General features: G+C 40.4%; 14 protein-coding genes. 8 read left to right on the top strand and 6 right to left on the bottom strand.

What is annotated here, in order from left to right; genetic code table 11:
* The first annotated feature begins 235 nt into the window (after positions 1–235).
* The 6 genes from T489_RS15830 to T489_RS0113060 all read left to right on the top strand — a co-directional run bounded on the left by T489_RS15830 (position 236) and on the right by T489_RS0113060 (position 3750).
* Positions 236–337: a type II toxin-antitoxin system RelE/ParE family toxin gene (locus T489_RS15830; protein WP_198020492.1), complete on the top strand. Its 102-nt coding sequence runs from the start codon at positions 236–238 to the stop codon at positions 335–337.
* Entirely contained in the window at positions 330–605 is a 276-nt protein-coding gene (locus T489_RS0113075) for a helix-turn-helix domain-containing protein (RefSeq protein ID WP_031580443.1), read from the top strand. Before T489_RS15830 ends, T489_RS0113075 begins: the two co-directional genes overlap by 8 nt.
* A gap of 125 nt (positions 606–730) precedes the next feature.
* Positions 731–997, top strand: a complete 267-nt coding sequence (locus T489_RS0113070) for a hypothetical protein (protein WP_031580442.1) — start codon at positions 731–733, stop codon at positions 995–997.
* 217 nt (positions 998–1214) lie between these two features.
* Positions 1215–1385: a type II toxin-antitoxin system HicA family toxin gene (locus T489_RS15825; protein ID WP_084155537.1), complete on the top strand. Its 171-nt coding sequence runs from the start codon at positions 1215–1217 to the stop codon at positions 1383–1385.
* A gap of 54 nt (positions 1386–1439) precedes the next feature.
* Positions 1440–1877, top strand: coding sequence for a type II toxin-antitoxin system HicB family antitoxin (locus T489_RS0113065; RefSeq protein ID WP_031580441.1), 438 nt, complete (start codon positions 1440–1442; stop codon positions 1875–1877).
* 97 nt (positions 1878–1974) lie between these two features.
* Complete coding sequence (locus T489_RS0113060) at positions 1975–3750, top strand: AAA family ATPase (protein WP_031580440.1); 1776 nt, start codon at positions 1975–1977, stop codon at positions 3748–3750.
* Between the two features lie 325 nt (positions 3751–4075).
* Here the strand turns inward: T489_RS0113060 and T489_RS0113055 are convergent, their stop codons facing one another.
* Positions 4076–4342, bottom strand: a complete 267-nt coding sequence (locus tag T489_RS0113055) for a type II toxin-antitoxin system RelE family toxin (protein WP_031580439.1) — start codon at positions 4340–4342, stop codon at positions 4076–4078.
* Complete coding sequence (relB, locus tag T489_RS0113050) at positions 4339–4560, bottom strand: type II toxin-antitoxin system RelB family antitoxin (RefSeq protein WP_031580438.1); 222 nt, start codon at positions 4558–4560, stop codon at positions 4339–4341. Before relB ends, T489_RS0113055 begins: the two co-directional genes overlap by 4 nt.
* 249 nt (positions 4561–4809) lie before the next feature.
* Between relB and T489_RS0113045 the strand changes: the two genes are divergently transcribed.
* On the top strand, positions 4810–5184 hold the full coding sequence (locus T489_RS0113045) for a hypothetical protein (protein ID WP_157608279.1): 375 nt from the start codon (positions 4810–4812) through the stop codon (positions 5182–5184).
* Positions 5185–5532: 348 nt separating this feature from the next.
* Here T489_RS0113045 and T489_RS15820 read toward each other — a convergent pair whose 3' ends face one another.
* Positions 5533–5733: a 3'-5' exonuclease gene (locus T489_RS15820; protein WP_084155535.1), complete on the bottom strand. Its 201-nt coding sequence runs from the start codon at positions 5731–5733 to the stop codon at positions 5533–5535.
* Between the two features lie 201 nt (positions 5734–5934).
* Between T489_RS15820 and T489_RS14535 the strand changes: the two genes are divergently transcribed.
* Complete coding sequence (locus tag T489_RS14535; protein WP_051622173.1) at positions 5935–7455, top strand: AMP-binding protein; 1521 nt, start codon at positions 5935–5937, stop codon at positions 7453–7455.
* Positions 7456–7461: 6 nt separating this feature from the next.
* Here the strand turns inward: T489_RS14535 and T489_RS0113030 are convergent, their stop codons facing one another.
* From T489_RS0113030 to T489_RS0113020, 3 genes are all read right to left on the bottom strand, one after another.
* Positions 7462–8301: a GNAT family N-acetyltransferase gene (locus T489_RS0113030; protein WP_031580434.1), complete on the bottom strand. Its 840-nt coding sequence runs from the start codon at positions 8299–8301 to the stop codon at positions 7462–7464.
* The gene (locus T489_RS0113025; protein WP_031580433.1) at positions 8289–9101 is read right to left on the bottom strand and encodes a M48 family metalloprotease; all 813 of its coding nucleotides are present in this window, start codon (positions 9099–9101) and stop codon (positions 8289–8291) included. Before T489_RS0113025 ends, T489_RS0113030 begins: the two co-directional genes overlap by 13 nt.
* 245 nt (positions 9102–9346) lie before the next feature.
* Positions 9347–10375 carry an LpxL/LpxP family acyltransferase gene (locus T489_RS0113020; protein ID WP_232218333.1) on the bottom strand — a complete coding sequence of 343 codons (1029 nt, stop codon included), beginning with the start codon at positions 10373–10375 and terminating at the stop codon, positions 9347–9349.
* Positions 10376–10493: the final 118 nt, after the last annotated feature.

The raw sequence follows: 10493 nt of genomic DNA, 5'->3' as shown, positions 1-10493 counted from the left end.
ATTAAGTCTTCTTTAAACTGCACCTGACCGAATATCTTATCCTCGGTCATGCCGTAACCCGGTTCAAAAGAGCACAAAGTAAAGTTAGAAGAGTGGACATCCATTCCAATATATATTATCTTATTCATAACGACTTTCATTTAATGTTTGCGGTAAATCCGTATCTGTTTATGTACATCTACAGTTTACACGGTAAATCCACGTTTTTACATTCATTCGTGGAGGTCGTTTCATATTGTCTTTTGTAAAGAAGACTCAAAAAACGCCAAAAGAAGAAATTGAAAAGGCACAAAGAGAATTACTTGATTTAAGGAAAAGAGGTATTGACAATGAATAATTCTGCCATTGGAAAATCATGGGATGAAGTGCGAGCAGAACTTTTCCCCCCTCAAGAGCTCAAGGAAATGGAATCCAGAGTAAAATTCATGCATGATTTAGCTGTTGCACGAAAGAAAAAAGGATTATCACAAAGAGATCTAGAAAAACTAAGTGGTGTATCTCAGCCTGTCATTGCCCGAATGGAAAAAGGCGACGTTAATGCCAAAATTGATACAATTATGAAAATTTTGATCGCTCTTGGTGGCGAATTAACTATCTCCTTCTAAATTTTTCTGATCAACTACAATCATAGAATAGGAAAATAAAACTGTCATCTCCTACTCTAACTTTCACACTAATTCTGAAGCAAATATAGGAAAAGCAAATTAAGGCTTTTAAATGGTAAGCGACAATGAATAAAGCGACTGGCAGAAGCTGGGAAGAAATCGAAAAAGAAATATTTACTTCTGAAGAAATTGCTGAAGCAGAACTCAAAGCATCCATTATCAGCAAACAGATTAGAAAAGAAATTGATCCGTCTGCCCCTCTTACTAAAGAACAACTAAAAATGTTAGAGGCTTTGAAGTATAGAGAAGTAACTCCTGACGAGGAGAATCCTGAACTTACGGATAAAGAACTTCATAAAATGATTAAGATCCGTAAACAATTAAATCATTAAGTACCAACCAAAACTCTTAAAAATCACCAGCAACACCTTTCCATTACTTTGTAAGAGGTCTGAATATATTTCAGGCCTTTATTTTATCTATCTCCTTCTTTTTTTGGTTTAAATTATTCGCTTTATAAATACAATAATTACTTTATATATTTCACAAATATATGTATAATAATAAGTGAAAGGTTAATAACGCTTTGAAGGAAGTAAGGAGGTAAAAATTAAGAAGCGAGACCTTGAAAAAGCGGTACGAGCAAACGGTGCAAGACCTGTCAAAGGCTCTAACCATGATAAATGGTACAGCAAGAAAGGCTACATGTTTACCATACCGCGTCACAGAGAGATTGACGATGTTCTAGCAAAACAAATTATAAAACAATCTCTAATGTGATTTAGTTAAAGCCTCTGAAATATGAGGCTTTTTTCAGAGGAGATTATACTAAAAATGAATGTAAAAGACTATTTAAAATATTCAGCCAAAATTGAAAAAGGCGATAAATTCTTTATTATCAATATAGATGGCAAAGGTTGGGAGGGAGCTTTAAGTCAGGGACGAGATCTCAAAGAAGCCCACATGATGGCTAAAGCTGTTATTTACGACTATATTGAAGGTCTTGTTGAATTCAAAAAAAGAATTCCAGAGCCCGAAGTAATTGATGACGGAAGTCGCTATATTATAGATGTCGGTTATGATACTGCTTTAAAAATAATGCTTCGCAATACAATGTACGATTTAATGGTTAAACCAGCGGAACTGGCAAGACGAATTGGAGTTTCTCCTCAACAACTTAATAATATTTTAAGTTTTAGAAAAACTACCAACCTTAACTCTTTGGCGTCATGTTTCAAAGCACTTGGCAAGCCCTTAACTATAACAATTTAACAGTTTGCCCATGTTTCACTGAGATTATTAATCAGATATGCTAGACCAGTATCATAGTAAATATGTTTGTATGCGTCAAAATCAGAGGTTGTACATAATGTTGAAGTCCATAGGCATTGGCTCGGAATTATTTCATAAACTTATTGAAAATGATTGCTATTACGTCGATAAGACTCCTTTTATCAAAACCGTGTTTAAGGATAACAAAGCGGACGTAATGCTTATCACCAGGCCAAGACGTTTCGGAAAAACACTTACCATGTCAACATTCTATGATTTTCTGGCTCTTAATCCTGAAAATCCAGGTGACGTGTCCCGTCAGAAAAAATGGTTCAAGGATACCAAAATCTTAGAGGATAAGGAATTCTGCCGTGAATACATGGGCAAATTTCCTGTTATTTTCATTTCCCTAAAAGCAGTTTCTGGTAGTGATTTTGAGGGGGCATACGATCAGTTGGGCTGTGTTGTGTTTGGAATGTACAATTCCTTCAGCTACCTTGCCGAAAGTCCAAAACTCAATGATGCCGAGAAGGAAATCTTTAAAAAGATAGCTTCCGACAATAATTTTATCCGCAACATTGAGAATAAAAACAAAATAAAGGATTCATTAGGCAACCTGCTGATGTTTCTTTACAAACATCATGGAGTTAAGCCTGTTCTTCTTATTGACGAATATGACGTTCCCATTGCCAAGGCCGCCCATAACGATTACTACCGTGAAATGATTGACATCATAAGTCCTTTCTTAGGCAACGCCTTAAAAACAAATCTTTATCTCGGCAGAGCCGTTCTGACAGGCTGTCTGCGAGCCACTAAGGAAAGCATTTTTACAGGACTTAATAATCTGCTAGTATGTTCTGTTCTAGATTCCAGTGATGATGATATTTCCCAAGGTGTGGGCTTTACCAAGGAAGAATCCGAAGAAGTTCTTTCGTACTACGGGTTGTCCGATTATTATGAAGAAGTCAGAAACAACTATGACGGATATCATTTCGGCGAAATACACATGTACTGTCCCTGGGATGTAATGTCTTTCTGTTATGCAAATTACAGAAAAGTCGGCGCGGAAAATAAAATCATTACAGCAGACAACTACTGGATAAACACCAGTGGTAATGAAGTAATTGAAGAATTCATGGGCTTTATAGAGCTTGAAGACGTTGACAGGATGCAGAATCTTCTGGACGGTAAATCAATTACCACTGAGGTAAGAACATCTCTATGCTACGGGGATCTTCAGGAACATAACATCACCGATTTCTGGACATTGTTGCTATATACAGGATATCTCACTTTCGAGCCACATTCCCATTCTACCGAAAATGACGAATACAGTCTGTACATTCCTAATGAAGAAATCAGAAAATGCTTTAAATCCAAGATTCTGAATTTCTTTAAAAACAATTCCATTATGAAAAACAGCACCAATAAATTGGTAAAAGGATTGTTTGATGGTGATACCAAAACAGTTGAAAACAACCTTAATGGACTTCTGGCCAAATATGTGTCCATCAGGGATTTTTCCGTCAACGCACCTAAGGAAAACTATTACCACGGCTTCATGAACGGACTTTTGGTAAATGGAACATCATTACTGCAGGAGCAGAAATCCAATTTCGAGTCAGGAAACGGTTATATAGATCTGACACTAAAATCGGCCAGGAACATTGGAGTTATCGTAATATTGGAACTGAAGCAGACATCCGATGAAAATGAAGACAAGGCATTAATTGCCCAGGATGCCATTGAACAGATACTTACCAAGAAATACGCTGATCCGTACATTAAGAGAAACGATATCAGATCTGTTCTTGCATACGGAATCTGCTTCTGCAAAAAAGAATGTACAGTCGTTGGTAAAAAGCTGAAGTAAATTGCTCTAGCAAATCGGAAAATCCCAAATAAAATCAGAATCCCACAACTTTAGCTATAACAAAGCAGGGCGGACTAAGTACCGCCCATTGTTTTTAATTCAAATAACGGCTCAAGGGTGTGACATAAAATTCGTGTATTCCTGTTAAGTCTGTTAATATTAAAAACTTAATTGGAGTTATATGAATATGGCAAAAAAAGATATTAAGCGAAATCCTGCTGCTGAAAAAATTGCAGAAATTGACGAGTATTATTAAAAAATCAATCTTAAAGATCGTTCCCAAATCGACCAAAAATCCCTAAACTAAAGCGTTAGGGATTCTAAACTATTTGTAAATCTCTCTCCTAAGCCCTATTTGCAAAACCAAAATTATAACTTCTTCGTCTCTAATTTCAGCCAATATTCGATAATCACCAACCCTATACCTCCATTGACCAGCCTTATTTGCAACCAAAGCCTTACCATGAATTCTAGGGTTTACACAACCTTCCAAATTTTTCTTCAACCAAGAAGCTATCAGCTTGGCAGTATTCCTATCTAATTTTGATAATTGCTTTTTAGCTTTTTGGGTAAAAAGAACGGAATAACTCATGCTAAATCCAGTTCCTCAATAACTTCATCAAGAGTATAAGTAACTGGATTTTTTTTATATTCAGCATAAGCCTTTTCATATTCTTTCAAGTCAAATTCTTCTTCAATATGATCCATGACAATTCTACGAACCAGTTCTGAAACAGTCATTCCACGCATTGATGCATATGATTTAATAATATCAGTATCAACATCGTTTAATCTGAGAGATATAGACATACTGCCTCCTATAAAATATTGTTCTACCTGTATTACATTGTAATACAAACACTCAATAATTTCAAGAAAGTATCTGATGATATTTGAAACTGAAAACAAACAAAAAAAACCAGCCAAACTGACTGGGGACAAGGTTTATCATATGAGCTAAACAATTTAGTCCAGTAAATAAGAACAGTCTTCCTTGCTTAGCTTGAGATAGGATTTGAGTTACTCTGCTTTGTTTTTATAGTGGATCTTCTACTAAATATGGTCACTTTAACGATATACAACGCCACGTCATATAATGGATTTGGACGACCACTATACTTAGAAGAAACATTCCTTGTTTTGACTGAAGGTCTGCTGACTTTAATTCTCGCACACTCTGTTCCGCAATCTGTTGTTGCTATGATTGAAGGGAAGGGGGAAGGTTTTGCAATGTCAGCAGCATCTCAAGGTGCAATGGCAATGAAAACAGCGAAAGCAACTGGTGCAACAGGCTTGGCAAAATTTGGGGCAAAAGGAACTGGCAAACTCGCTAAATGGGGAGCTTCTTCCATTTACAAAAGAATAAAAGGAAGTGGAAAAGAAGGAAGTGCTGACATAAAACCAAATTCATCTTCATCAGTTTCTAAGGAGTAGTAAATAATGAATAAACAACTTTTGACAATAGCCGTACTAACATCTTTATCGGTTTCAGCATATGCCGATAATTTAGTAGATGAAAACAGGTGTGACATAAAATTCGTGTATTCCTGTTAAGTCTGTTAATATTAAAAACTTAATTGGAGTTATATGAATATGGCAAAAAAGGATATTAAGCGAAATCCTGCGTATTTGGATCAATCTCACCAAAATATTCTGCAAAAGCTTTCATACAACAGTGTAAAGAACTTGCATTTCTAAGCGTTTTTCCTAAAAATGAAGCATCAAACGCCATATTGTATGCTATGACATGTTTCTCTTGAAAAATCTTGCTCAGTACAGGTTTCAGATGTCGGAACTTGGTGCTTTCATTACCATTTCAGCAGATATACCGTTTATTCTTTCTGCTTCATCCCATGACTTTTTGTTTTCTGGCTTCACCAGGGAGTTAAAAATACATCTACCGTAATGATCAATAATGCTGACAGACAACAACTCATCGGTTTCTGCATTGAGTCCCGTCGTTTCAGCGTCAGCAAAAAAAATACTCTTTCATTAAACATCAGTCCAATTTAGAAACAGTATCTCTGAGAATACCTAAGGCTCTGTCTCCTGAAACAGAAAAAATTTTCCTCCAAGAAATAATAAGTAACAAATAAATATCTGCCAGATATTTATTTATAATCCGTCCACAAACGTATTATAATCTCCTCAGTATCGTAATATCGAAAAAAACGGAACCAGACAATGATCAAATATCCATGCCCTATGGAAAATGTCTCAATGCTTTTCTATGAAAACACTGCCTTCACTGACGGTACTGCAAACATTACCTACAGAGAACTTGAAATGATGGTGTCATCATGGGAACGACCGTTCAGAAATTTCAGAAAAAATCCGGAGATAACGGCGAACATACTTAACGGCTCCGACATTACGCACGGGATGGATCCGGCAACCATTGGCTTTTTCGACAAAGGCTTTCCCAAAGTAATGGTTAAGGCAGAACCGTCCTGCGAATACATATCTTCGCTCTTCGCATTTATACGTGCAGGCATAACCTACATTCCCTATTCCGCCAGAGAAACGGCGAAACGCATCAGAAAAACAGCCAGTAAGATACAGGCTCTGGTCATAACCGACATCAGAGACTTCTGCAGTTTTGTGCACCGTACTCTCAATACCGATACCGGTGACTGGGAATATGAGAACTGTAAAATTCACACAGTCGATCTCGATTTTCCCTGCAACATGATGCTGACCTCTGGATCAACCGCCCTGCCGAAGCTTGTGGTTCACTGCCTCAAAGCTCATATCGCAAGTGCCCTGGGCAGTCAGGCTATGCTTAAACTCCGGCCGAAGGATCGCTACCTGCTGTCTCTTCCCCTTAATCACGTCGGGGGGCAGGCGGTTATATTCAAAACCCTCATGACAGGAGCCACCATGGTAGCTCCGCGACGAGATAAAAAACTCACGGAACAGATTCTTGATGACGGCATAACAGTCCTTTCACTTGTTCCCACCCAGCTTGTACGCATCATAAACGCGGATCCAGAAATTCTGAAAAAAAGCAGGGTAAGAGCAATCCTCCTCGGAGGAGCTCCCATTGAACCTTCTCTTGTAGACAGGGTTCATCAGCTTTATCCTGATATAGCTCTTTACGGAAGCTACGGTTCCACTGAAATGGCCTCTCAGATCTGCACCTGTGAACTGAAAAAAAATACCCCTGTTACCGCAGGTTTTGCCCTGCCGGATAGGGAACTCATAATCGGAAAGGATAATGAAATTCTGGTGCGGGGTGAAACACTGTGCCTCGGATACTTTAAAAACGGCGCCATCAAACCCGTTACGGACAAAGACGGATATTTTCATACGGGTGACATCGGGGAATTTCTCAGTGAGGGACTTGTCATAAGAGGCAGAAAGGACAACATGTTCATCTCCGGAGGAGAGAATATTCACCCCGAACAGATTGAAGCAGAACTGCTTAAAGACAGTCGCATTGAAAAAGCCGTGGTGGTCCCGGTGCCGCATGACGAATGGGGAAAAATGGCTGTTGTCCTGGTGAAAACCGCGGATGATTTCAGGGGAACGCTTCAGGATCTGAAACAGCACGCACTTTCGGTAATGTCACATGTTTATGTTCCGAAAATATGGCTGGACATGCCTGAAATTAAAAACACAGGACTTAAGCTAAACCGCAGAAAATACATTGAATATGCCGAAGAATTTTTATCCGGTGGATTTAAGAATGATCAAAGGAAATGATTTGAACTAGTTCTTTCCGTCAGGTTCATCCGTCGTTTCCATGGCTTCAATCCAGTCCTGAAAATCGCACCAGTCATCGAATTCAGTGCGGTTCTCATCTCTTTCGGGCCGAGGTTTCAAAATATGTTCATTGAACCATGAAGGAATGTAATGTTTTGCTGCTACAGCCTCTCTGATTTTTTCAAAATTTCCGGATGCAATGAATTCCCTGCATGATTCCGGCAGCATTTCCGATACGGGGGCCTGAATTCTGCGGGTCATTATTTCCATAAAATCAGGACTGATACGGTTTTCCATTGATGAAATTCTGAATCTCGGAGGTACCGCATGTTTTGCCGTGCCGCCAAATTCCTCAGGGTACTCAAAAGGCTTATCCGTCATGCCGAAGCTTCCGTAGAGACCTACTGCCGGAAGATTGCCAGTAAAGACTTCCAGTCGAAGCCCCACAAGATAAAACCTCTGCATCTGTAACAGAATAGAGGCAGTCATCAGTGCTGAACCGATTTTTCTGCCGGTCATTTCCGGTTCGACATAAAGAGAACGTATGTAAAGCCAGCCGTCCAGAACACTGGTGAAAGCCACGCCGCGCACGATATCAGGCTTACCGGGCAGCGGATTGTCCTCAACTGCCACCAGAATCAGGGAGCCGTAGTTTCTGTCGCAGAATTCGGTATACACCATTCTTTCACTCCACATGGAAATAATCTGAGGCAGCTCCATGGCATAGATTGAAAGTTCCAGACCGGTGTAATTAACATACTCCTTCTGACGCATGGACCGGAACTGCATTTTGGCAATTCCGGAGATTTCTGAAGAAAGAGGAGTTCTAATCCTTATTTCTGACATAGAGGCACACGACCGTAATCAGTTCTTACACGTCTGTATTCAGGCATTGCCTTTTCAACCAGTTCGCTGAGCTGATTAAGGTAGTCGGATGAATGAGGATGTGTTTCAATGTACTTCCCGGCATTAAGATCCGGATCAATGTTCATGTTCTGCCAGACTATCAGTGCGGCTGAAGGATTGAAACCGGCATGGGCCATGGTATTGATGGCTATAATGTCAGCCATCATTTCCTGTTCCAGACTGTATGGAGTAATAAGGCCTTCTCTGTCAGGGAGACCTACGGCTCTGGTGAACACGTCATAACCGCCTTCGGATCTCAGGTACTTCTTGAATGAATAATCCTTCTCCTTTGATTTTTCAGCGAGATACGGAGAAATTCTCTCATTGTCATGTTCAAGCAGGGTATGGGCAAAGGCATGGGCAATGATGTACGCTTCCTGATCCTGATTCTGCAGATTGCCGACGACACAGTTGCTGATAAGCAGATGACCGTGAGAAAGTACGGCCGTATTCATGCTGCAGTCGCGGGTTATGTCCACTGCCCATTCGGTTCTCATACCCGCATATGCACCTTCCACCGAACGGGTCAGGGCTCTCATAATGCACTGAGACGTACGAAGTTCCCTGACGGCACTCTTGGTAATATTGTGATTGTCACTGAATTCCTTGTAATAAACCTCGCTCATGCGATCCATTTCAGTAATGGTAAAGGCTCTGTCACTGTTCTTCTGACCGCTGATGCTGCAGCCTGCGGCAATGATGGCGGCGATGCAGCAGGTTAAAAATTTTCTGTACTTCATTTCACTAGTCTCTTGATTATTCTGTGTCCGGATGATCCGGCGACTGACCTATGATAAATCAAAACGGGAAAACCATACATACAATTCGTAAAAAATATTGAGCTGTGTACTTATATTATCGGCGTTTATGCGTGATTCAGTACGATATTAAAACAAAAATATCCGTCATTATCGGCATCAGCAGATTCTTACGGAACAAAAAACCGGAAACACATATTTCCGGTCTGATTCGGTATTGTCTCGGATTATCTGAACCGCTTCTGAATTTCCTCTCTCACGTAATCGTAGGAATACTGTTTGCCGTATATGTCGGTAAACTCCTCTCCCTCCGGTCTGGTCTTATACATGCGCAGGAACCACATGTACTGTTTTTCCCTGCCGGTGATGAGTTCCTCTATACAGTGATTGAGGCGTCCGGCATCCGCCCTGTCGTCACCTGACGGATAGTTGTCGAAATACTTTCCGAAGACAACCTCATATGCATGCTTTTCTTCGTTGTAGCATGAAAACATCGGCACCACGATGGCATTTCCGAGTTTGGCGAGTCTGGATACGGTTACCAGTGTGGCCTTTCTGGATGCGAAGAAATCAACGAACTCCGCACCTTTGGCTCCGAGATCCTCGTCCGGAAGGAAGAAGGAACTGTATCCGTCCTTTAAAGCCTTGATGATGGTTCTGATACCGGCGCTTCTCTCAAACACCTTACCGTCGTATTTAAGTCTGATTGAGTTCATGAACCAGTCATAGACCTCGTTTTTTGAAGTATGCATCATGGTGCACATCTTAAGGCTGTTGGCTGATAAGAACAGACCGCATCTGTCGATGGCCCATGCATGAGGCGCCATGAATACTATCGGTCTGCCGGTGGCAACCGCTTCATCAAAATACTCTCTGCCCGTGCATAGATAATGATCTCTCAGGTAATTTCCGCTTCTGTAGAAGCTTTCGCCGTAACCGAAAATCACCTTTATTCCCACTCTCAGAAAGTCGCGGTAGATTCTGAGTTTATCCTCCTCGGACATACGGGGATACGCCATGGTAAGATTTATAAGCACGTTCTTTTTCATGCGGTGATTGACGCGCCACAGCAGAAAACAGAGAACGTCCGCCGCAAAATCCCTGATGCAGGCCGGTATGAAGGCAAGGAATCCCAGAAAAAGAATGCCAAGCCAGGAGCCCCAGTATTTAGGTTTCAGATAGCTTTTCTTAAACGATTTATCGTATTTCTTTTCACTAGTCATGCTGATAATGCTGTTTTTCAGTTTAATAACCATGTTGATGAAACCGGCAGTTCACTCAAACGCCTGCCGGAATTTATGAAATGTTCCTAAATCATACCACAAAAACACGCCTTATTCCCGGATGCGCGGATTTTTACTGAAAATTCAGGCC

It is taken from the genome of Ruminobacter sp. RM87, assembly GCF_000701925.1.
Lineage (GTDB): Bacteria > Pseudomonadota > Gammaproteobacteria > Enterobacterales > Succinivibrionaceae > Ruminobacter > Ruminobacter amylophilus.
Note: the sequence above shows the minus strand (reverse complement) of the source record. Positions and strands in the feature narration are given on the sequence as shown.

Coding starts and splice junctions, on each gene's coding strand:
- relB (WP_031580438.1), bottom strand. CDS start 4,560: ATGTCTATATCTCTCAGATTAAACGATGTTGATACTGATATTATTAAA.
- T489_RS0113065 (WP_031580441.1), top strand. CDS start 1,440: ATGAATGTAAAAGACTATTTAAAATATTCAGCCAAAATTGAAAAAGGC.
- T489_RS0113055 (WP_031580439.1), bottom strand. CDS start 4,342: ATGAGTTATTCCGTTCTTTTTACCCAAAAAGCTAAAAAGCAATTATCA.
- T489_RS0113060 (WP_031580440.1), top strand. CDS start 1,975: ATGTTGAAGTCCATAGGCATTGGCTCGGAATTATTTCATAAACTTATT.
- T489_RS0113020 (WP_232218333.1), bottom strand. CDS start 10,375: ATGGTTATTAAACTGAAAAACAGCATTATCAGCATGACTAGTGAAAAG.
- T489_RS14535 (WP_051622173.1), top strand. CDS start 5,935: ATGATCAAATATCCATGCCCTATGGAAAATGTCTCAATGCTTTTCTAT.
- T489_RS0113045 (WP_157608279.1), top strand. CDS start 4,810: ATGGTCACTTTAACGATATACAACGCCACGTCATATAATGGATTTGGA.
- T489_RS0113025 (WP_031580433.1), bottom strand. CDS start 9,101: ATGAAGTACAGAAAATTTTTAACCTGCTGCATCGCCGCCATCATTGCC.
- T489_RS0113075 (WP_031580443.1), top strand. CDS start 330: ATGAATAATTCTGCCATTGGAAAATCATGGGATGAAGTGCGAGCAGAA.
- T489_RS0113070 (WP_031580442.1), top strand. CDS start 731: ATGAATAAAGCGACTGGCAGAAGCTGGGAAGAAATCGAAAAAGAAATA.
- T489_RS0113030 (WP_031580434.1), bottom strand. CDS start 8,301: ATGTCAGAAATAAGGATTAGAACTCCTCTTTCTTCAGAAATCTCCGGA.